The following is a 20410-nucleotide window of genomic DNA, read 5'->3' as shown; positions in this document are numbered from 1 at the left end:
CCGTCGTCGCCGTCACCCGGTTCGCCGCCGCCGGCCTCAGCGCCGCACGTCCGCTCGCCGTGCTGATCGCGGGCGCCGTGGCCGCCGCGGCCGGCACCGCCGTGGTCGCGGTCTCCCCCACCGTCGCCGTCGCGCTGACCGGGGTCGGCCTGGCCGCGGCCGGCACCGCCGTGCTCTATCCGACGCTGCTCGCCCTGGCCGTGCGGCGGGTCGACGAGTCCGCCAAGGGCACCGCGACCTCCGTCGTCGCCACGCTCGCCTATCTCGGGTTCCTCGCCGGACCCGTCTACGTCGGCTACTGGGCGGGCGCCGCCGGACTGCCCGGGGCGATGGTCGCCGTCGCCGCCGTGGCCGCCGGGCTCGCGCTGCTCACCTGGCCGGCGCTGCGCGCGGTCGCCGCCCTACCGCCGAGCGCACCGAGACAGCCGGTCGACGCCGACTCCGGCTGTCACTGACCTTTGCGCCGCGACGGCACCCGCCGCCTCCACCGCGCCCGGCCAACTCAGTTTCACGACCGCGGCGACCTGCTCGCCGTCGGGCCGTTCGGCAACGTCCGGGACGAAGGGTCGATCGGCGATCTTCACCAGCCGCGAGTGGGACGACATGTACGCGGACTGACGGCGTCAGCTCACCCCGAGCCGCGTCACGACGCCACGCACGAACGCCGCCTGGCCGATGTGCTGGCTGTTGTCGCCCAGCACGCTGACCAGCCGCACGCCCATCGTCACCGGCGGGTCGTAGCTCTCGTCGACGACGCGGTCCAGCGTCTCGTCGTCGAGCTCGCGCAGGAAGCCCTCGGTGATCTCGTGCGTCGCGTCGTGGTAGCCGGTCAGCAGCGCGGGGTCGTCGACCACGACCGCCGCGACGTCGGCGCTGCGGTGGCCGTAGCCGGTCGCTCCGGGCGGGAACGGCAGGCCGAACCGGTCGGCCCAGCCGCCGGACGTCCACACCTGGTCGATGCCGGCCACGTGCGCGACGTGGTCGTCCTGGATGCGGGTCAGGTGCCAGACCAGCCACGCGATCGAGTTGGCGTCGGGGTCGACGCGGTAGGCGAGCTGGCTCGGCGTCAGCCCGCCGACCGTCGCATGGACCCGCTCGCGGATGCGGCCGAACGCGTCGATCAGCAGGTCGGGACCGTGCACGATGCACCACTCCTCAGCGCCGGGGTTACCGTGAACCGCCATGACACCACATCCGCTGCTGGCCGTGCTGCTCGACGCCGCGGCCGGCCGGTTCGTTCGCCGCGTTCGATGCCGACGTCGGCGCCATGGTGGTGACGACGAACGCCGCGGCAACGCCGTCACGGCCGGTCGACTTGTCGGCGACGTCACCGTGACGACCCGACCCCCCGGCCCTTTCGGTGTGTTCATCCAGGATCGACCACAGCATCAGGTGGTCGATCCTGGATGATCATCGAGATAGCACCGACGAACCACCCCGGATGTCGCCCACGCCGTCATTCTCGATGGCGGCCAACACCGGTTCCCGCCGGTCGACGGCGCGGTCGAGGTGCTGCCGCCGTTCGCCGGCGGTCTGGAGTGCGCGACGGCGTTCACGCGCTGCGGCTGGTGCCCGCCGGGGAGCCCGTGTTCGCCGCCGTCACGCCCGGCAACGCCCGTTCGCTGCGCGCCTTCCTGGCCTGCGGGTTCACGCCCGTCGGCAGCGAGGTGCTGCTGCGGCCGGCCCGCGCGACGTCGCAGGTGTTGCAGGCCCGACGACGATCGGGGACTAGGCTGGTGTCCCGTGACTCAGGCTTCCCGTGACTGGTGGAGAGACGCCGTCATCTACCAGGTGTACATCCGGTCCTTCGCCGACGGTAACGGCGACGGCGAGGGCGACATCGCCGGCCTGCGCGCCCGGCTGCCGTACCTGCGCGATCTCGGCATCGACGCGCTGTGGATCAACCCGTGGTATCCGTCGCCGCTGAACGACGGCGGGTACGACGTCGCCGACTTCCGCGACATCGATCCGCGCTTCGGCGACCTCGCTCAGGCGAAGGAGCTGCTCGACGAGGCGCACGGGCTGGGCCTGAAGGTGCTGCTCGACATCGTGCCCAACCACAGCTCGTGGGATCACCAGTGGTTCAAGGAGGCGCTGGCCGCCGGCCCGGGGTCGCCCGAGCGGGCGCGCTACATCTTCCGCGACGGCCGCGGCCCCGACGGCGCGCTGCCGCCGAACAACTGGCGCAGCGTCTTCGGCGGGCCGGCGTGGGAACGGGTCACCGATCCCGACGGCACGCCCGGCCAGTGGTACTTTCACATCTTCGACGTGTCGCAGCCCGACTTCGACTGGGAGAACCCCGAGGTCAGGGCCGAGTTCCTGGACATCTTGCGGTTCTGGTTCGACCTCGGCGTCGACGGCTTCCGCATCGACGTCGCGCACGGCATGGTCAAGAACATGAACGGGCCCGACCTCCCCTACGACGAGTCGGGCCTGCTCGACCGCCCGAGCATCGCCGACCACCCGTTCTTCGACCGCGACGGCGTGCACGAGATCTACCGCGGCTGGCGCGAGGTCGCCGACTCCTACGACCCGCCGAAGCTGTACGTCGCCGAGGCGTGGGTCGAGCCGGCCGAGCGGCTGGCCCGCTACCTGCGCGACGATGAGCTGCACAGCGCGTTCAACTTCGACTACCTGAAGTCCGCGTGGACGGCCGCCGACCTGCGCCGGTCCATCGACGACTCCGTCAGCACGCTCGCGTCGGTCGGCGCGCCCGCCACCTGGGTGCTCGAGAACCACGACGTCGAGCGGGTCGTCACGCGCTACGGCCGCGAGGTGACGGCGTCCGGCACCGGGCACGCCGGCAAGGCGAAGGGCGAGGTCGACGTCGAGCTCGGGACGCGGCGCGCGCGGGCCGCGGCGCTGCTCATGCTGGCGCTGCCCGGCGGGGCGTACGTCTACCAGGGCCAGGAGCTCGGCCTGCCGGAGGTCCTCGACCTCCCCGAAGAGTCGCTGCAGGACCCGGTCTGGGAACGGTCCGGCCACACCGAGCGCGGCCGCGACGGCTGCCGGGTGCCGCTGCCGTGGGCGACCTCCGGGTCGTCGTACGGGTTCGGCTCGGGCGGCTCGTGGCTGCCGCAGCCGGACGGCTGGGGCGAGCTGTCCGTCGAGGCCGCCGACGGCGAGCCGGCGTCCATGCTCTCGCTCTACCGCGACGCCCTCCGCCTGCGCCGGTCCATCCCGTCGGTCGAGCCGCTGGCCTGGATCGACGCGACCGCCGAGGACGTGCTGGCGTTCCAGCGCGGCCGCGGGTTCGCGTGCGTCGTGAACCTGGGCGCGGCGCCGGTGGAGCTCCCGGCACACCGCGAGGTCATCCTCGCCAGCGGGCCGCTCGACTCCGACAGCCGGCTGCCCGCCGACACCGCGGTCTGGCTCGCCGTCTGAGCGGCTGATCTCGGGCGATGCCGCGCGGGATGCGGCGGGACGTGTGTCCCGCCGCACCCCCGCGGGCCTGATCCTGTGATCGGGGCCGGGGCGGCCATCGGAGCATGGCAGCATGACCGACGACCCGATGGTCCCCCTGGCGGGCGCGCGACGGTTCTGGGCCGACGCCGAGCGAACCGGTCCGCCGCCGGCCCGCCGGCGACCGGTTCCCGATCTGACCGACTTCGCCGCCTTCGCCGCGCGTACCGATACGCGCGACCCCGTCTGGCTCTCGCCCGTGCTGCTGGCCGGGCTGGGAGTGTTCTGCGCCGGCTACTCGGCGGTGCCCGGCACCGGCCTGCTGCCGTTGTCGCAGGAGACGCGCCGCGTCGTGCTGCTGGTGCTGACCGCGGTCTTCGTCGTGGCCGCGCTGGTGGTCCTGCTGCGCAACCTGCGGCGGGGCGACGGCGAGCTGCGCCGCCTGCATCGCCGCTTCCTCGCCCACGGGATCCTCACCGAGGCCTTCCGGACCTCTCTCGACGTCTCGTACGGCGAGTCGTTCCAACCCGCGTGGGTGCTGATCGAGGCCCGCGTGCCCGACGAGCAGGCCGCCCGCCTGCACGCCGCCCTCGACGGATGGCTCGCGGCGGTGGGCACGGACCCGGCGCTGTCGCGGCGGATCTCCGGGTGGTTCCGGGCGGGGAGCGGGCTGGTGCCGAGTGAGGAGCTGTTCGGTCCCGACGCCGTAGGCGGCTATCTGGCCGGCCCCTCGCGCTACGGGCACTGGAAGATCGTGCTGCCCAGGGCCGGCGCCGGCCCTATGGCGGCGGACCGCGGATCGTGGACCGTCCTGCCCGTCCGCGACGCCGGCGAGCCGTCCGCACCGGTTCCGACGATCGGGTCGGTGCGCTGACGCCCGGCGGGTGCTCCGCTCACCTGCTCGCCGACGTGTTCGGCCCCGGCTCGGCGCCCGACAGTGACCGCGCCGCGATGCGGCGAGCGGCCCCCGTCACAAGGCGAAGAGCGCGAGGCCGCTGCGGGCGAGCACCGAACCGTGCGGCGCGTCCAGCCTCCACCAGGCGCCGACCGAGCGCAGCGCGACCTCCGCGCCGTCGGGCCCGCTGAGGAACCCGTACGACGACGCCGCGTGCGCGAGCCGCAGCGGGATGCCGGCGGCGAGCTCGCGGTCCCAGATCTCCGTCGCCAGCCCCTCCAGCGCCGCCCGGCCGGCCCGCAGGGACTTGCCGTCGGCGACGCCGGCCGCGCGGGTGCGGAACTCCTCGACGCCGCGTTCGACGTCGGCGACGACGGCGGTCAGCGGGAGCCGGGCGAGCTCGGTCCAGCCGGACCGCGGGGGCAGGCTGCTGGCCCAGCGCAGCGCGGGCAGCGCCGGCGGCAGCTCGAACGCGCCGGTCGCGCCGACCGCCCGGGCGGCGAGGTTGCCGGCCTCGACGACGACGTCGACGTCGGCGGGCTCGGCGAGCGCGACGGCCCGCAGCGCGAGCGCGTCGAACGGTGTCTCGGCGAAGCAGCCGGCGACCGAGCCGTGGGCGACGATGCGCAGCACGGAGTCGGGCTCGTACTTGGCCACCCGCTGGGCGAAGGTCGCGAGGTCGGCGGCGGCACCGGGGTGAGCGGGGACGAACGACGTCACGGCGCCGGCTCGAGGTAGCGCTCGAGGATCTCGCGTTCGACCGGGTTGACCGGTCGCGGCGTGTTCCCGCGGACGTCGAACGCGACGAGCACGCCGGTGGCCCGCGCGAACAGCGTCGACTCGTCCTTGACCTCGTACGCCACCTCGAACGACGTGGTGCCGATGCGCGTCACCCACACCTCGACCCGCAGCGGCTCGGTGCGGAACGGGACCGGCGCGAGGTAGTCGATGCTCTGCTGCACGACGACGGAGCCCTCGTGCGGCGCGTTGCCCGACGACGCGCGGAGCTGCCGGTGCGCGAAGTCGACCCGCGCCTCCTGCAGGTACTCGGCGAACGTCACGTTGTTGACGTGGCCGAACGCGTCGAGGTCGTCGAACCGGACGGAACACTCGTAGACGTGCCTCACGCCGCCGCCTTCCCCGGCTCGGGCCCGTCGAGCTCGAGGAACGACTCGAGCACCAGCCGTTCCTCGTGCGCGACCCGGCGCGGGTGTGCGTCGTCGAGGTCGTACGGCACCAGCACGCTCGACGCGACGGCGTACACCGTCCGGACGCCGTCGCCGTCGACGTCGAGCACCTCGTAGCCGAGGTCGAACGAGGAGTTGCCGACGCGGCGCACCCACGTCTCGACGCGGACCGGCTCGGCCCGGTAGTGCAGCGGGGCGTGGTAGCTGATCTCGTGCCGCGCCACGACGACCCCCTCGGCCAGCTGCTCCGCGCCCTGCTTCGGGGCGTGGACGAACAGCATGTCGACACGCGCCTCCTGCAGATAGCGCAGGTAGACGACGTTGTTGACATGGCCGTAGGCGTCCATGTCGGCCCAGCGCAGGGGCACGTGTGTCACGTGGCGCGGCACGCCCGGCCCCTAGTCGCGGCTGAGCTTGCGGTAGGTGACCCGGTGCGGACGCGCGGCGTCGGCGCCGAGCCGCTCGATCTTGTTCTTCTCGTAGCTCTCGAAGTTGCCCTCGAACCAGAACCACTTCGCGGGATCTTCGTCGTCGCCCTCCCACGCGAGGATGTGGGTGGCGACGCGGTCGAGGAACCACCGGTCGTGCGACGTGATGACGGCGCAGCCGGGGAACTCGAGCAGCGCGTTCTCGAGCGACTGCAGCGTCTCGACGTCGAGGTCGTTGGTCGGCTCGTCGAGCAGGATCAGGTTGCCGCCCTGCTTGAGCGTGAGCGCGAGGTTCAGGCGGTTGCGCTCGCCACCGGACAGCACGCCGGCCGGCTTCTGCTGGTCGGGGCCCTTGAAGCCGAACGCCGACACGTAGGCGCGGCTGGGCATCTCGACCTGGCCGACCTTGATGTGGTCGAGCTCGTCGGACACGACCTGCCAGACGTTCTTCTTCGGGTCGATGCCGGCGCGCGACTGGTCGACGTACGACAGGCGGACGGTGTCGCCGATGCGGAACGCGCCCTCGTCGGGCTGCTCCTGGCCGACGATCATCTTGAACAGCGTCGTCTTACCGACACCGTTCGGGCCGATGACGCCGACGATGCCGTTGCGCGGCAACGAGAACGACAGGTCGCGCATGAGCGTGCGGTCGCCGAAGCCCTTGGTGACGCCGTTCGCCTCGACGACCAGGTTGCCCAGGCGCGGGCCCGGCGGGATCTGGATCTCCTCGAAGTCGAGCTTGCGCGTCTTCTCGGCCTCCGACGCCATCTCCTCGTAGCGCTCGAGGCGGGCGCGCTGCTTGGTCTGCCGGCCCTTGGCGTTGGACCGGACCCACTCCAGCTCTTCCTTCAGGCGGCGCTGGCGCTTGGCGTCCTTCTGCCCCTCGACCTTGAGACGGGCGGCCTTCGTCTCGAGGTACGTGGTGTAGTTGCCCTCGTAGCCGTGGACGCGGCCGCGGTCGACCTCGGCGATCCACTGCGCGACGTGGTCGAGGAAGTACCGGTCGTGGGTGACGGCGATGACCGCGCCGGGGTACTTCTCGAGGTGCTGCTCCAGCCACAGGACGCTCTCGGCGTCGAGGTGGTTGGTCGGCTCGTCGAGCAGCAGCAGGTCGGGCTGCTGCAGCAGGAGCTTGCACAGCGCGACGCGGCGGCGCTCACCACCGGACAGCACCTTCACGTCGGCGTCCGGCGGCGGGCAGCGCAGCGCATCCATGGCCTGCTCGAGCTGGGAGTCCAGCTCCCATGCGTTGCGGTGGTCGAGCTGCTCCTGCAGCTTGCCCATCTCTTCGAGCAGCTCGTCGGAGTAGTCGACGGCCATCTTCTCGGTGATCTCGTTGAACCGGTTGAGCAGCTCGAGGGTCTCGGCCACGCCCTCCTGGACGTTGCCGAGCACGGTCTTGTCCTCGTTGAGCGCCGGCTCCTGCGCGAGATAACCCACGGTCGCGCCGGGCGCCAGCTGGGCGTCACCGTTCGACGGCTGGTCGAGCCCCGCCATGATCTTCAGGATGCTCGACTTACCGGCGCCGTTCGGACCCACCACGCCGATCTTCGCCCCGGGCAGGAAGTACAGCGTGACGTCGTCGAGGATGACCTTGTCACCGTGCGCCTTGCGCGCCTTACGCATGGAGTAAATGAAGTCCGCCATAACGAGTCCAAGAGTACGGCCTCACACCCTCCCGAGACGACCGCGTCCCCCTCTCCGAGCAGGGCGGCGCGCGATACCGGGCGGCGGCCGCCCTCCGCCGCCCGGGACCGGCCCGTCCCACCGCAGGGTGGACGCCGGACGAACCGGCCCCCACCGCAGGGCGCCACACACGCGACCGACGCCCCGGCCGCAGGGCGCCACACACGACCGGCCGGCCTCGCCGCGGAGCGCGGCACGAGCTCCGCGGCGAGGGGTTCGTGAGCCGTGCGACACGCCTCGATCAATCGGTGGCCGACCGCCTTGGCAAGGCTCACCGTCGCGCAAGATCGGACATATCGGACGCGATGACGACGGTCAGCATTGCCAAGGCGCGGGCTGCGCGACCCGTCCGCGACGCCGGCCGCACGATCTCCTGTTGCGGCACGGGCCCGCCCGCGAGCGCACCAGGCCCTCACAGTCACGAGCGCACCCGCCTGAGGAGCTGGGGACGGCCCGACCGGCACGTCTGGGACCGCGCCGTCGGCCGCGTGGGGCACCGCGCGGATGGGGGGGAATCCGCGACGACGCCATTGGCGACCGACGGCGCGGGGTCGGTCAGCCGGCGACACCGGCCATCTCGCGCTGCGCACGGCCACGAGCGCCACAGTTCCCCGTCAGCCGGGGACGCCCGCCTTCTCGCGCCGGGGACGGCTGCCCGACGGCGGCGTCGGAGGGACCTCGACCCGTGGATCGGCCCCGGCCTGGCCGGCGTCCGTTCCGTTCCCGGTCTTGGGGGCGGGGTTCGCCTCAGTACCCGGCGCGGCCTTCGACGTGCGCATCGTCCGGTCGTCGCCCATCAGGCGGTCGCCGGCAGCCATGTGATCACCGGCGGTCATCCGGTCGCCGACCGCGGCCGGCGCACCGTTCTCGGGTCGATCACCGCCGGAGGCGCGGCCGTTCGGAGTCGACGCACTGTCGGCCGGCCGGTCGTGACCGAACTGCGCCGGGGTGGACGGCAGGCCTGGGAGAATCTCGCCGGTCCGCTGGTCGACGACGCCGCGCTGGTCCTCGGCCGCGTAGTAGGCGGCCCGTACGGACTCGACGGCGTCGTCGTCATCGGGCACAGCCGGTTGCCGGGTGACCTTGGTGAACGACGACGTGCCGCGGTAGAGGTCGTGGCCGAGACTGCGGGCAGTGATCTCAGGCGCGACGCGCACGAGGTTGTTGGCGTCGCGCCACTCGCGATTCTTCAGTCGGCCGTGGACCACCACCGGATCGCCCTTGCGCAGCGACGCCTTGATGTTGTCGGCCAGCGGCGACTTCCAGCAGTAGACCGTGTAGAAGGACGTCTCGTCGTCGACCCACGACCGTGTTCGCTGGTCGTACCACGCGCCGCTGCACGCCAGCCGGAAGCTCGCGAACGCGTCGCCGTTCTTGGTCCTGTCCAGCCGGGGTTCGGTCGCGACGTTGCCGATGACGGTGATGGTGACCTCGCTCATGTGGCGTCTCCTGTGCTCGTACCCGTGAGGTTGACGAGAACGAGATTTCCGCGCGGCGCGGCCATTCGAAAGGCCGGTTCGCCGAAATGTGGACAACTCCGCGAACTCGTATGGGCTGTGGAAAACCGCTGCTCGCAGCCGCGTCCGGTCAGGAGGGACTTTCACCGGTCAGGGCCGGGAGAACTCCCCCGCGACGACCGGTGTTCGGATCAAGAGCGGGGGCGCTCCAATACGACCCGACCCACCGCGCGACTCGCCACGACGACGACCCGGTCACCCGGTCAAGAGCGGGCGCGCTCCACCCGACTACAACCCACCGCGCGACTCGCCACGACGACGACCCGGCGAACCGGCCGGCCGGGTCAGGAGCGGGCGCGGTCCAGCGCGGCCTTGAAGTCGCCGTACTTGGTCAGCTCGGCGTCGATCGGCCGGACGACGACCTCGCCGGCGACGGCGTCGACGAGGTCGCGGAGCCGGCGCCGGACCCGAGCCTCCTGCCGCCGGCTCCCCCGCCGCGCGGCCACCAGGCCGAGCAGCCCGAGCACCGCGCCCAGGACCAGCCCGCCGGCCAGCAGCACCGTCGGCACGGGGATGCCGCCCACCGACGGTTCGGCGACGTCGAAGCGCAGGAACGACGTGCCGGCCAGCGCGAGCAGCCACAGCACGCCGGCCGCCGCGGTCAGCAGGGACAGCCACTGCAGCGCGTTCAACAGCCGCCACCAGCGCGGCCGCGACGCGATGCCGAAGTCGGTCGCGGCGACCCGGCGGTCCAGCTCGTCGGGCAGCCGCTTCCCGGCCGACGCGGCGACGGAGCGGACGGCGTCGCGCCAGGCGGGCGGCAGGGTGCCGGCCGCGGCGTCGCCGTATTCGCGGACGGCGGCATCGGACCGCGACCGCTGCACCGGCGTCGGCGCGGGCAGCGAGATCCGAGCCCCGGAGCCGGACGACTCCCCACCCGAGCCCCCGGACGCCGAACCGGCGCCGGACAACACCGAAGGCCGGATCCGGACCCCCAGCCTGGCGAGCGGATCGCGTCGAAACCGGCCCAGCCACCGGGTGATCGGCCACCCGGTCGCCACGCGAGCCCGCTGCAGGTAGGACCGTCCCGCCGCCGCCGCGACGACGTCGGCGCCGGACGCCTCGGCCACGGCCGATGCCAGCCGGCGCCGCTCGGCGTCTCCGGCCGACCCCGGCGAACCGGCGCCCACCGCGGACGCCACCAGCTCGGCCGTCATCCTGATGTCGGCCTCGATCCGCTCGTCGACGGCACGGCGCTTGGTCACGGCGGTGCGGATCAGGTCGACCAGCACGTCGACGCCGTCGCCCGTCGCCGCCGAGAGCGCGACCACCGGGACCTCGTCCAGCCCGTCCGCATCCAGCAGACCGCGCAGGTCGGTGACGCACTCGACGACGTCCGCGCGCGACAGACGGTCGATCTGGTTCAGCACGATGACGGTGACGCCCTGGTGCGACGCCAGCGGCCGCAGGTACCGCTCGTGCAGGGCGGCGTCGGCGTACTTCTGCGGGTCGAGGATCCAGACGAACAGGTCGATCATCTCGACGAGGCGGTCGACGGTGTCGCGGTGCGCCTTCTGGGTGGAGTCGTGGTCGGGCAGGTCGAGCAGCACGAGCCCGTCGAGGTCGTCGCTTTCGCCGGAGTCCAGCACGCTCTCACGGGCGACCCGGTGCCGCGGCGGCACGCCGAGCCAGTCCAGCAGCGGGATGACCCCCTGGGTGCCCCACACGACGGCCAGCGGTCCGGACGTCGTCGGGCGGCGGACGCCGACGACGGAGACCTCCATGCCGGCGATGCGGTTGAACAGCGTCGACTTCCCGCTGCCCGTGGCGCCGGCCAGCGCGACGACGGTGTGCTCGACCGACAGCTGCCGGCGCTCGCCGGCGCGGTCGACCACCACCTGCACCGTCTCGGCGAGGTCCGGCGGCAGCCGCTTGCCGCCGGCGGCGACCGCCTCCTGCAGCGCGGTCACCCGTTCCGGCAGCGTGATGCGGCCGCGGCGGGACCACTTCCTCATGCGGCGTCCTCCCGGGCCTGCTCGACGGTGACGAGTGCGGCCCGCAGCGCGTCGCCCGCGCCCGCCTCGACGGGTAGTCCCCCGAGCCGGTCGGTGAACCGCGCGGACTCCGTCCGCAACAGTTCCTCGACCCGTTGTGCCAGGTCGGCGCGGGCCCTGGCGGCCAGCCGCCGCACGGCCTCGTCACCGAAGATCGCCTCGAGCAGCTTCTGCCCGACGACGGCGGTCCCGCCGGCCACGCCGACCTCGGCGCCGGTGGGAATCCCGGCGGTCGACGCGAACACGACGATCATCAACGCCAGCCCGAGCCCGTTGACGCCGAACGACAGCAGCCGGGCGTTGAACCGCTTGTCCGCGCCCTCGGACTTGACCATCGACAGGACAGAGTCCTGCCACTCGCGGACGGTCGCGGCGCTGCGAGCCGGCAGGTCGCTCGCCGAGCGGGTGAGGTCGTCGCCGCCGAGGAGCGCCCGGCCGGCCGCGGAGTCGCGCCACCTGCCGTCGGCCTTCTCGGCGGCCCGGTTCGCCTCCTCGACGATCATCGCGGCGAGGCCGTGCTCGATCGCCTCCTCGACCGCCGCCGCTGGCTGCGGCCGTCCGCGCAGGAACGCCGCCACCTTGTCGCGCAGCCGGCCGACCCGCGCCTCCAGCGACCGCATGAAATCGCCCGTCCCGACGAAGTCCTGCCAGCGGGCGAGCACCTCGCCGCGGAGCAGGCTGCCGTCGGCGGACGCGGCGTCGATGCGCTTGGCCGCCTTGCCGTATACGTGCGCGATCTCGTCCTGCAGCCGGGTCAGCGCCTCGACCTGGTGGTCGGCGGCGTCGGCGAGCATCGGGACCTGCCGCAGCGCGCCGCCGATGGCGCCGTCGAGCGTCCGCCGGACGATCTCGTTGCGGGCCGACTCGTCGGCGGCCAGCCCGTCCAGCCAGGCCCGCACCGAGGCGACCGCCTCCTCGGGCAGCAGGCCGGAGTCGTCCGGCGCGGTCTCCTCGACGACCAGCAGCGGCGCGTCGCCCAGGCCGTGCTCGGCCAGCATCGCGGCCAGGTGGGTGCGCACCTCGCTGACGGCCTCGGGCGCGACGCGGTCGAGGACGACGGCGACGGCGGCCTGCCGGTCGGCGGCGGCGCGGAGGAAGTCCCACGGGACGGCGTCGGAGTAGCGGGCCGCGGTGGTGACGAACAGCCACAGGTCGGCGGCCGCCAGCAGTTGCGCGGCGAGCGTGCGGTTCTCGGTCACGACGGAGTCGACGTCGGGCGCGTCGAGGATGGCCACGCCGGCCGGCAGTCGGTCGTCGGCGACCAGCCGCAGCGCCCCGCCGGCCTGGTCGTGGATCGCCACGCGCGGGAGGTCGGGCAGGACGCGCAGTTCGTCGAACCAGCCGACGTCGTCGGGGTGGTGCACCAGGACCGGCGAGCGGGTCGTCGGCCGCAGCACGCCGGCGTCGCTGACCTTGCGCCGGACGAGCGAGTTCACCAGCGTCGACTTGCCGGCGCCGGTCGATCCGCCCACGACGGCCAGCAGCGGCGCGTCGAGCTGGTCGAGGCGCGGGAGGATGTAGTCGTCGAGCTGGGCGAGCATGTCGCGGCGCGTGCTGCGGGCGGTTTCCGCGTCGTTGGTCTCCAGCGGGTACTGCACACCGGAGAGCCGGCCGCGAAGAGCGGCGAGAGCACCATGGATGCTCACCTCAGCGGTTTCCACTGGCGAATCTTGCACTCTCGCACCGCCCCTGGCCAAGAGCCATCGACCCATTGATGCCAATCGTTCACATGACGAGTCACACCGCCGAGTCGATCGACTAACGTCGGGCGTGCCGGAATGCCGTCGATGGAGGACTCGATGTCGCTCGAACGTCCCACCCCGCCCGACCCGTACACCCTGCTGCCGGCCGTCGCGTCCATGACGCTGACCAGCGACGACGTCCGCGACGGCGAGCAGCTCGCCAAGGACTTCATCTCCGAGGCGGCCGGCGGGGCCAATCTCTCGCCGCAGTTGTCGTGGTCCGGCGCGCCCGACGGCACCCGCAGTTACGCGCTCACGTGCTTCGACCCCGACGCGCCGACGCCGAGCGGTTTCTGGCACTGGGTGGTCGTCGACATTCCGGCGACGACGACGTCCATCGCGCGCGGCGCCGGGCTGCCCTATCCGGCGTTCGCGGTGAAGAACGACGCCGGCACGACCGAGTACTTCGGCTCCGCCCCGCCGCAGGGCGACGTCCCGCACCGGTACTTCTTCGTCGTCCACGCGGTCGACGTCGAGACGCTCGGGGTCGACCGCGACGCCTCGCCGGCCGTCGTCTCGTTCAACCTCGCCTTCCACACGCTCGCCCGCGGCATGGTGGTGCCGGTCTACTCCCACTGAAAACGCGTTGAGTCGTCTCGGCGCGCGTTCCTAGGCTGCGAGGGTGATCCATCAGCATCCGCTGGCGTACCTGATCGGCCTCGAGGGCGTCGCGCTGCTGCGCGCGTTCGCCGGTGAGCACGACGAGGAGTTCGTCGCCGCCCGGCTGGCCGAGGTCCGGTCGCTGCTGGACCGCGCCGACGAGCTGGGGCCGGGCGGCAGCGCGGCCGAGCTGACGTCGGCCGAGGCGTACGCGTCGTGGGCACCCGCGTACGACCAGCCCGGCAACCAGCTGCTCGACATCGAGGGTCCGCTGGTGCGGTCGCTGCTCGACGAGCTTCCGGCCGGCGTCGCGCTCGACGCGGCCTGCGGAACCGGCCGGCACGCGGAGTACCTGGCGCGGCGTGGGCACACGGTGATCGGCGTGGACAGCTCGCCGGACATGCTGGCGGTGGCGCGGGCGAAGGTGCCGTCCGGCCGGTTCGTCGAGGGTGAGCTGACCTCCCTGCCGGTGCCCGACGACGACGTCGACCTGGTGGTCTGCGCGCTGGCGCTGTCGCACGTCCCCGACCTGAAGCCGGTGTTCGCGGAGTTCGCGCGGGTGCTGCGGCCGGGCGGTTCGCTGGTGGTGTCCGACCCACGCGGCCGGCTGGGCGACATCGGCTTGCCGATCGTGGTCACCGGCCCCGATGGCCGCCCCGGTTACCTGCCCAACCGCAGCCGGCTGGCCAGCGAGTACCTGGCCGCCGCTCTGCCGCTCGGCTTCGAGGTCCGGCACTGCGAGGAGCCGATGCGCCCGTCGCCGTTCGTCGGCCCCGACGGCGCGCCGCCCGGCGCTCCGGGCGCGGTGCCGCCGCCGGCCCCGTCAGGCACACCGCCGAACATCTGGTCGCTGCACCCGCTGATCCCCGATGCCGCGAACGCGGCCTACGAGGGCAGCCCCGTGGCGATCGTGTGGCGGTTTCAGCTGACGTCGTAGTCGAGGCGGACGGTCCAGCGGACGGTGCTCTCGTCGACAGGGTCGACGCTGCTGCTCGCGGCCCAGGGCCGGCCGACGGCGACGTCGCGGCCGTGCCGCTGACGGAACGCCGCGCGGATCGCCTCGGCCGGGTCGGCGCCGTGGTCGAGCAGCCCGCCGACGGTGTCGCCGTCGGGCAGGCGCCCGTAGGCCGCGACGCGCGGCTCGACGCGGACGCCGTCGGGCACCGGCGGGTTGGGCTCGAGGGGCGCCACCGGGACGCCGTCGCCGTCGTCGTACATCCCGAGCGCCAGCTTGACCGCGGGAACCGTGGGCAGGCCCGCCAGCTCCTCGCGCGACAGCCATGCGGCGAGGTCGCTGGTCCCGCCGACCTCGTGGGTCAGCTCGCCGCCGGTGACGTGCCCGCGGTAGAAGACGCGCACGGCGTGGACGTCGACGCCGTCGTACCCGTCCGGCACGTGGCGGTCGCTGACGAAGTGCTCCACGTCGATGCCGATGAGCGCGTCGAGCTCGACGACGTAGCCGGTCTCCTCGAACAGCTCGCGCACCGCGCCCTCCTGCGGGTGCTCGACCGGGTCGAGCCCGCCGCCGGCCAACGACCACTGCGGGCCGTCGTCGTAGCCGATCCAGCGCGAGAGCAGGACGCGGCCGTCCTCGTCCTCGCAGATGACGTAGGCGGAGACGCGCAGACGCGGGAAGAGGGCCACGAGGACGGGACCGTAGCATCGAGGGGTGACAACTCCGATGATCGGCCGGCTGGCGACGGAGCCGGCGCTGTCCCGTCCCGACCTGCTGGCGGGTCCGGTGAAGTCCGCCCTGGAGGGTTCGGCCGCCGCCGGCTCGGTGTACGTCGCGCCGATCGACCCGTCGCTCGCCGACACGGCCGAGTTCTGCGCGGCCTACGACGTGTCGCCGGCGGAGTCGGCGAACTGCGTGGTGGTCGCAGGCAAGCGCGAGGGCGTCTCGTACGTGGCGGCCTGCATGGTGCTGGCGACGACGCGGGCCGACGTCAACGGAGTGGTGCGCCGGCTGCTCGGCGTGCGGAAGGCGTCCTTCCTACCCATGGCGGCCGCCGTCGAGTCGACCGGCATGGAGTACGGCGGTATCACCCCGCTCGGGCTGCCCGCCGACTGGCCGATCCTGGTCGATCCGGCCGTGGCCGCGCTACCCTTCGCGGTGGTCGGCAGCGGGGTGCGCGGCTCGAAGCTGGCGATCCCCGGCTCCGTGCTGGCGGCATGGCCGGGGGCGCAGGTGGTCGACGGCCTCGGCCGGCCCGTGGAACAGGGCTGATCTTTCGGTCACAATGTCGGTTGTCTGCGCTTGCGCCTGTAGCTCAGCTGGATAGAGCAGGAGCCTTCTAAGCTCTTGGTCGGGGGTTCGAGTCCCTCCAGGCGCGCCCAGCTCAGAGCACATCTCGATCAGAACACCGCCTCCCGGTCGGCGGTTGGTCGGTACTTGGTCGGTGCTTAGGCGGCATTCGATCCACCAGGCTTCGGCGGCGACGAATCTCGGAACGAGCATCGTCGCTCAGGCCTTGGAGTGCCGGGCGAACTCCTGAACGCATGGTTTGTGGTGCGCGTCGTCAGTGATGGCAGCGGCCACGATCGGGCCGGTGTCGACGACGATCACGCGTCGCGCTCGAACCCCTCGGCCAGGATCTCCTCGACCCGTTCCGAGACGTTCGACCGGCCGGCGTGGATCGACCCGACCCACGATGGAGGCCACTGGCTGTCTTCGGTGTGCTCGGACGAGTAGACGAGGCGGACCGCGCGCGCACGGATCTCCCGCAGTTGGTCAGGCGTGAGCTGATCGACCAGCCGGTGCATCTCCTCGTACTCTTCCGACGCAGCGGTCATGCTCGGGAGTGTACGAATGACCGTTCGTCGGTCTCCATGATTCACCGGCCCGCAGCCACCAGCGTCAATCCTCGTCGCGGATCTCGGCGAGCTGCTCATCCGCCGGCCGATCCCGCTCGACCGCGGGTTTCGACCCGCCGGAGCCGAGGTGGTCCGCTCCCATGCAGCTCTGGGTTTGGGCTGTCCCGCAGCCAGCGCGCGCCCGTGTCCGGACACTCATATGTCATCGTCCACTGAACTTGGTCAACCGCCACGTGTACCAGGTGCCCACGCGCGTACTGGACGGCGTCATTCCCCGAGAGCTCCACGATGGTTCTACATGCGCATCGCATCGGCAGTCTCCTCTTCGTCGCGGTGGTCGGCATCTGGTCGGTGAGTAACCGGACAAGCGTCGCTTGCATCCCCCTCTGTCGCACATCGTTGCAGCTCAGGACCACTTCGCGGCGATGTCTTGGGACCTCTGGCATCGTCCAAGATCTCGTGGGGTTCGAGTCCCCAGATCCTCCAGGCGATCAGCTGAGACAACGAAGCGCCCCGGCCGTTATCGGCTGGGGCGCTTCTCGCTGTCGGTCAGGCCGTGGATGACGCCCCGAAGAGTCCGATCAGGAGCAGCATCCAGACGATCAGGGTGCCGATTCCGATGTAGCCCAGGACGAGCCCGGCGATAGCCAGGCCGCGCCCGCTGACGCTCGGGTCTTGCTTCATCCTCCCGAGAGATATGTGCCCGAAGATGACGGCCAGCAGCGAGCCCAGCCAGCCGAGCCACAGAATCCCGAGTACCAGGCTCGCGACCGCGAGGCCGCTGGTCGTCTTCGGTTGTGGCGTGTACGCGTACTGTGGTGGTCCGTACTGAGGTTGGTTCTCCGTGGTCATGGCATGCCCCCCTTGGCAAGTCGGTCCAGTGCGCGCCGGAGGCTACTCCGGGGGTCGGACACAATCCGGGCTCCGTCCGCAGTCGGACCGCAGAGGTCGCCGTGGCGCTTCGCCGATCGGTACTCGCCGGATCGCGTTCGACGTCCTGGACACGCCCCGTCGGCGCCGACGAACGCCAGAGTGAGTCGAGCGTCTCAGGCGTCCGCCGTCACCTCGATGTCGTCGTGTGTCGAGTCGTCGGCAGGGACGGCGCCGTCCGCTGCGCCGGCGTTCGGCGGTGGAACCGCCTCAGCGCCGTCCTGGGAGGACAGCGCGGTCGAGACGAGGGCGGGCGGCACCTCGGGCCGGCGTTCCGCGGGCTCGGGTTCGGGACGGAGCCGCGGCGGCGCGGCCGACCAGGCCTTCAGGTGCTGGATGACCTCACCGTAAAAGGTGTCGACCGCGGCGAGCACCGAGTCGATGAACGAGCCGCGGCCACGACCACGCTTCCCGCCCATCGGCAGGCTCTGAGCGACCCGGAACGCGCGAAGTTCTTTGGCCGGGTCCGCGACCAGGACGCTCGGGTCGTCGCGGACGGTCGCGAGCAGCTCGGCCGCGCCCGCACCTCGTCCGTGCATCACGTACGCCTCGATCCTCAGGTCCGCGGGTGCGTTCTTGAGCTGCCGGACCAGCCAGTTGACCCGCGTCGTCTGCCGCCCTTCCCGGGGTGCGTCAACGTCGACGTGGCAGGTGATGCGACCGGCCCGCAAATCGGCCGTCACCACGAGTTCCCCCACGGTGTCGGGGATGCGGATGGCCCCGCTCAACGTGCAGTGCTCGGCAAGGTCGTCCACCAGGGACTGGGTACGCAGCGATGGGTCGGCGAGTTCCTTGCGCGACAGCACCGGCGTCACCTCGGTGCCCAGCTGCCGGCCGAGGCGGAGGCTGGCGAAGCGCAGCAGCGCGTCGAAGCGGTTGGCGACCTCGCTGACGCCCTTGTCGGTCGGCCGGAGCGTCCCGGCCGCGATCGCGTTGCGGGTCGCGACCCAGTTCTCGCCCATGTCGTCGAACTCGAGGGCGCCCGAACGCGGGTGCTCGAGGTAGCGGATGAGCTCGCCGAGGATCCACGCCTGGTCGGGATCGGCGATGCCGCGGAACTCCTTCTGCATCACCGCCTCGGTCAGCACGTTCGTCCACGACAGATGATGCATCGCCACCTTGCGCAGCTTGCGCTTGTCGACCTTGGTCGGGTGCTGGCCCGCGATGGCCGGGATCTCGTTGGAGATGGTCAGGACCGCGTCGAACCCCTGGTCGCGGGCGATGTCGAGGTAGTTCTCCAGTTGCTCGGGCGCCAGCTCGTTGCTTCCGGTCTTGACCTCGACCAGAGCCGTCCACGACTTCTGCCCGCGGCTGACCCGGATCAGCCCGTCCGGGAACAGCTTCTTCTCTCCCAGGACGAACGGCACCTCGATGTACGTCTCGACGTGACCGGCCGGCGCCCCGAACGGCTTCGTCAGTGCGCGCCCGAACTCCCGGACCGCCGTCATCACCGCCAGCAGCGCCGACGTCGCCCGGCGTTCCTGCTCCTCGGCCCCGTTGATGCCCGACGTCGGAATCAGCCGTGCCTCGTGCCAGGTCTCTTCGGTCATGTCCACCCGCCCCTCTGGTTCGTCTCCCCCTGCTCGGCCGGACAGTAGTGACGGGGTCGGACATTTCGGCCGGGCGGTGGTCCGCTCGTCGGCGGTCAGTGAGGCGCCAGGAACTCCCGGGCGCCGCGCAAGCGGGTGCGGAGCAGTTGCTGAGTCGCCCGGCAGTCCAGGCGCACGTCCAGCGGACCGGGCGGCCCGGAGGCGGCTCGGGTGCCCGCCTGCAGCGCGGCCTCGTCGAGCCCGTCTCGGTGCGCGATGAGCAGGCCGAGCTCGTAGCGGCTGACGGCGTCCGGCCCGGCGACGTGGTGGACGCCGGAGCGGTCGGAGGCCGCGAGCTCGAGCAGAGCGGCCGCGAGGTCGGCGACGTGGACCGGGCAGCGCACGTCGTCGGTGAAGAGGACGCCGTCGCGCCAGCCGGCGGCGAGGCCGTGGACGAGCCTCTCCTGGGGCGATCCGCCGTCCCCGATGATCAGCGACGTCCGGACGATCGCGGCCTGCGGCGCGATCGCCTTGACCGCGGTCTCGGCCGCAGCCTTCGCCGCCCCGTAGGCGTTCACCGGATCGGGATCGGCAGTCTCGTCGTAATGGACGGCGGCGCCGGAGAAGACCGCGTCGCTGGACACGTGGACCAGCCGCGAGTCGACGGCGGCCGCCGCGAGCGCCAGGTGTGCGGCGCCGTCGGCGGTGGTCACCCAGTCGGCCTGAACGTAGGCGGCGTTGACCACGACGTCCGGGCGCACAGCGTCAACCAGCGCGGCAGCATCCTCGCGCCGGCGGACGTCCAGCGGCCGCCACTCGACCCCGTCGAGGTCGCCCGGCCGGGTCAGGTACGTCGCGACGACGTGGTGGCCGGCCGCCCTCGATTGACGCGCCAGCTCACCGCCCAGGAAGCCGCTGCCACCGACGACGAGGATCTTCACGACCGGCCACCATAGTCGGCTGGACGATCGACAGCCTTGGCACGCTGGAGGTGACCAATCGTGCCCGATTTGCGCGGTTCGTGGAACGCCTCAGCGTGCCAAGGGTTCCGACGGTGCCAGCTTGCGGCCGAGCGCCCAGGCCACACCGAAGCTGACGACGGCGCCGGCCAGCCCGCCATACATGACGACGCTCGCGGCCATGGGGACGAACCGCTCCTCCGTGCCGTCCTCGAACTCGCAGGTGAGCTCCAGCGGCACGTATCCTTTGTGCACCGCGCCGGTGTCGACGAGCTCGCCGTCGACGGTGCGTCCGTGGACGCACGACACGTCGCCTTCCCAGACGCCCACGGCGTACCACCCGTACATAGGCACAGCGATGGCCAGCAGGATCACGGCGACCGCCCACAGGTAGTCGCGCAGCCCCTCCAGCCGGTTCGGGCTCACCGCAGCAGCATCCACAGCAGCACCCCCAGTGCGGCCCAGAAGACCGCCACGATGCCGAGCGCCAAGGCAAGGCCGCCCATCGTGGTGAGGCGGCGGTCGGCGGCGCGGGAGTGTGCCGAGCCGGTGAGGACTGACGAGCGGGCGGCCGCAGCCGGCCCTCGGGACGGTTCGACGGTGAGGGCCAGTTCGCCGCGGAGTCGCGACAGCCGCCTCAGGAGGTCGTCGACGGCGTCGAGCGCGGCGTCCGCGGCCCGGCCACCGCCGTCGCCGCCGTCGCCGCCGGCCCCGCCGCCGCCACCGT

Annotated in this window: 20 protein-coding genes, 1 tRNA gene and 3 pseudogenes; 8 read left to right on the top strand and 16 right to left on the bottom strand. The window is 72.3% G+C overall.

Translation table 11 applies throughout. The features are described 5' to 3' along the window. Nucleotides 1–455, top strand: a pseudogene (locus DY240_RS32615) (MFS transporter); the annotation flags it as partial. Nucleotides 456–623: 168 nt separating this feature from the next. On the opposite strand, the gene DY240_RS28990 reads toward DY240_RS32615, so the two are convergent. Together DY240_RS28990 and DY240_RS28985 are read right to left on the bottom strand one after the other, a co-directional pair. Beyond that, complete coding sequence (locus DY240_RS28990; protein WP_119663120.1) at nucleotides 624–1142, bottom strand: mycothiol transferase; 519 nt, start codon at nucleotides 1140–1142, stop codon at nucleotides 624–626. A 25-nt stretch (nucleotides 1143–1167) separates the two neighbouring features. Next, on the bottom strand, nucleotides 1168–1389 hold the full coding sequence (locus DY240_RS28985; protein WP_119663119.1) for a hypothetical protein: 222 nt from the start codon (nucleotides 1387–1389) through the stop codon (nucleotides 1168–1170). 167 nt (nucleotides 1390–1556) lie between these two features. On the opposite strand from DY240_RS28985, the pseudogene DY240_RS28980 reads away from it, so the two are divergent. The 3 genes and pseudogenes from DY240_RS28980 to DY240_RS28970 all read left to right on the top strand — a co-directional run. Next, nucleotides 1557–1763 (top strand): annotated as a pseudogene (locus DY240_RS28980) (hypothetical protein); the annotation flags it as partial. Then, nucleotides 1744–3384, top strand: a complete 1641-nt coding sequence (locus DY240_RS28975; RefSeq protein WP_119663117.1) for a glycoside hydrolase family 13 protein — start codon at nucleotides 1744–1746, stop codon at nucleotides 3382–3384. The pseudogene DY240_RS28980 and the gene DY240_RS28975, both read left to right, overlap by 20 nt. 112 nt (nucleotides 3385–3496) lie before the next feature. Beyond that, a complete protein-coding gene (locus DY240_RS28970; protein ID WP_119663116.1) occupies nucleotides 3497–4276 on the top strand; it encodes a hypothetical protein in 780 nt (259 codons plus the stop codon). A 96-nt stretch (nucleotides 4277–4372) separates the two neighbouring features. On the opposite strand, the gene DY240_RS32610 is transcribed toward DY240_RS28970, so the two are convergent. The 7 genes from DY240_RS32610 to DY240_RS28935 all read right to left on the bottom strand — a co-directional run bounded on the left by DY240_RS32610 (nucleotide 4373) and on the right by DY240_RS28935 (nucleotide 12755). Continuing rightward, nucleotides 4373–5017, bottom strand: coding sequence for a hypothetical protein (locus tag DY240_RS32610; protein ID WP_158603046.1), 645 nt, complete (start codon nucleotides 5015–5017; stop codon nucleotides 4373–4375). After that, nucleotides 5014–5424 (bottom strand): acyl-CoA thioesterase, encoded by a 411-nt coding sequence (locus tag DY240_RS28960; protein WP_119663115.1) that lies wholly within the window; start codon nucleotides 5422–5424, stop codon nucleotides 5014–5016. The genes DY240_RS32610 and DY240_RS28960 overlap by 4 nt, the downstream gene beginning before the upstream one ends. Then, nucleotides 5421–5873, bottom strand: a complete 453-nt coding sequence (locus DY240_RS28955; protein ID WP_119663114.1) for an acyl-CoA thioesterase — start codon at nucleotides 5871–5873, stop codon at nucleotides 5421–5423. The genes DY240_RS28960 and DY240_RS28955 overlap by 4 nt, the downstream gene beginning before the upstream one ends. Nucleotides 5874–5882: 9 nt before the next feature. Continuing rightward, on the bottom strand, nucleotides 5883–7559 hold the full coding sequence (gene ettA, locus DY240_RS28950) for an energy-dependent translational throttle protein EttA (protein ID WP_119663113.1): 1677 nt from the start codon (nucleotides 7557–7559) through the stop codon (nucleotides 5883–5885). A 653-nt stretch (nucleotides 7560–8212) separates the two neighbouring features. Continuing rightward, complete coding sequence (locus tag DY240_RS28945) at nucleotides 8213–9037, bottom strand: single-stranded DNA-binding protein (protein WP_119663112.1); 825 nt, start codon at nucleotides 9035–9037, stop codon at nucleotides 8213–8215. A gap of 362 nt (nucleotides 9038–9399) precedes the next feature. After that, entirely contained in the window at nucleotides 9400–11070 is a 1671-nt protein-coding gene (locus tag DY240_RS28940; RefSeq protein ID WP_119663111.1) for a GTPase, read from the bottom strand. Then, the gene (locus DY240_RS28935; protein ID WP_147375570.1) at nucleotides 11067–12755 is read right to left on the bottom strand and encodes a P-loop NTPase family protein; all 1689 of its coding nucleotides are present in this window, start codon (nucleotides 12753–12755) and stop codon (nucleotides 11067–11069) included. The genes DY240_RS28940 and DY240_RS28935 overlap by 4 nt, the downstream gene beginning before the upstream one ends. A 153-nt stretch (nucleotides 12756–12908) precedes the next feature. Here DY240_RS28935 and DY240_RS28930 point away from each other — a divergent pair, with 153 nt between their 5' ends. Further along, complete coding sequence (locus DY240_RS28930) at nucleotides 12909–13430, top strand: YbhB/YbcL family Raf kinase inhibitor-like protein (protein WP_119663122.1); 522 nt, start codon at nucleotides 12909–12911, stop codon at nucleotides 13428–13430. Between the two features lie 43 nt (nucleotides 13431–13473). After that, nucleotides 13474–14388 (top strand): class I SAM-dependent DNA methyltransferase, encoded by a 915-nt coding sequence (locus DY240_RS28925; protein WP_119663109.1) that lies wholly within the window; start codon nucleotides 13474–13476, stop codon nucleotides 14386–14388. On the opposite strand, the gene DY240_RS33090 is transcribed toward DY240_RS28925, so the two are convergent. Continuing rightward, nucleotides 14373–15095, bottom strand: coding sequence for an NUDIX hydrolase (locus tag DY240_RS33090; RefSeq protein WP_199702685.1), 723 nt, complete (start codon nucleotides 15093–15095; stop codon nucleotides 14373–14375). The genes DY240_RS28925 and DY240_RS33090 overlap by 16 nt on opposite strands. Nucleotides 15096–15132: 37 nt before the next feature. On the opposite strand from DY240_RS33090, the gene DY240_RS28915 reads away from it, so the two are divergent. Continuing rightward, nucleotides 15133–15678, top strand: coding sequence for a YbaK/EbsC family protein (locus DY240_RS28915; protein ID WP_199702687.1), 546 nt, complete (start codon nucleotides 15133–15135; stop codon nucleotides 15676–15678). Nucleotides 15679–15710: 32 nt separating this feature from the next. After that, a tRNA-Arg gene (locus tag DY240_RS28910) sits at nucleotides 15711–15784 on the top strand. A gap of 229 nt (nucleotides 15785–16013) precedes the next feature. On the opposite strand, the gene DY240_RS28905 is transcribed toward DY240_RS28910, so the two are convergent. From DY240_RS28905 to DY240_RS32605, 6 genes and pseudogenes are all read right to left on the bottom strand, one after another. After that, nucleotides 16014–16244 (bottom strand): hypothetical protein, encoded by a 231-nt coding sequence (locus tag DY240_RS28905; protein ID WP_119663108.1) that lies wholly within the window; start codon nucleotides 16242–16244, stop codon nucleotides 16014–16016. Nucleotides 16245–16814: 570 nt separating this feature from the next. Further along, a complete protein-coding gene (locus DY240_RS28900) occupies nucleotides 16815–17117 on the bottom strand; it encodes a DUF4190 domain-containing protein (protein WP_119663107.1) in 303 nt (100 codons plus the stop codon). Between the two features lie 194 nt (nucleotides 17118–17311). Next, nucleotides 17312–18745, bottom strand: coding sequence for a hypothetical protein (locus DY240_RS28895; protein WP_199702683.1), 1434 nt, complete (start codon nucleotides 18743–18745; stop codon nucleotides 17312–17314). Between the two features lie 95 nt (nucleotides 18746–18840). Beyond that, a complete protein-coding gene (locus DY240_RS28890) occupies nucleotides 18841–19665 on the bottom strand; it encodes a sugar nucleotide-binding protein (RefSeq protein WP_119663106.1) in 825 nt (274 codons plus the stop codon). Between the two features lie 90 nt (nucleotides 19666–19755). Further along, entirely contained in the window at nucleotides 19756–20109 is a 354-nt protein-coding gene (locus tag DY240_RS28885; RefSeq protein ID WP_119663105.1) for a hypothetical protein, read from the bottom strand. After that, a pseudogene (locus tag DY240_RS32605) lies at nucleotides 20106–20410 on the bottom strand (hypothetical protein); the annotation flags it as partial. The pseudogene DY240_RS32605 and the gene DY240_RS28885, both read right to left, overlap by 4 nt.

It is taken from the genome of Jiangella rhizosphaerae (assembly GCF_003579925.1).
GTDB lineage: Bacteria > Actinomycetota > Actinomycetes > Jiangellales > Jiangellaceae > Jiangella > Jiangella rhizosphaerae.
This window is presented reverse-complemented; position numbering and strand designations above follow the sequence as displayed.

Excerpts from the sequence above, each read along its gene's own strand:
- DY240_RS28930 (WP_119663122.1), top strand. The coding sequence starts at position 12,909 with ATGTCGCTCGAACGTCCCACCCCGCCCGACCCGTACACCCTGCTGCCG.
- DY240_RS28895 (WP_199702683.1), bottom strand. The coding sequence starts at position 18,745 with ATGACCGAAGAGACCTGGCACGAGGCACGGCTGATTCCGACGTCGGGC.
- DY240_RS28905 (WP_119663108.1), bottom strand. The coding sequence starts at position 16,244 with ATGACCGCTGCGTCGGAAGAGTACGAGGAGATGCACCGGCTGGTCGAT.
- DY240_RS28945 (WP_119663112.1), bottom strand. The coding sequence starts at position 9,037 with ATGAGCGAGGTCACCATCACCGTCATCGGCAACGTCGCGACCGAACCC.
- DY240_RS28900 (WP_119663107.1), bottom strand. The coding sequence starts at position 17,117 with ATGACCACGGAGAACCAACCTCAGTACGGACCACCACAGTACGCGTAC.
- DY240_RS28940 (WP_119663111.1), bottom strand. The coding sequence starts at position 11,070 with ATGAGGAAGTGGTCCCGCCGCGGCCGCATCACGCTGCCGGAACGGGTG.
- DY240_RS28915 (WP_199702687.1), top strand. The coding sequence starts at position 15,133 with ATGATCGGCCGGCTGGCGACGGAGCCGGCGCTGTCCCGTCCCGACCTG.
- DY240_RS28970 (WP_119663116.1), top strand. The coding sequence starts at position 3,497 with ATGACCGACGACCCGATGGTCCCCCTGGCGGGCGCGCGACGGTTCTGG.
- DY240_RS28985 (WP_119663119.1), bottom strand. The coding sequence starts at position 1,389 with ATGCTGTGGTCGATCCTGGATGAACACACCGAAAGGGCCGGGGGGTCG.
- ettA (WP_119663113.1), bottom strand. The coding sequence starts at position 7,559 with ATGGCGGACTTCATTTACTCCATGCGTAAGGCGCGCAAGGCGCACGGT.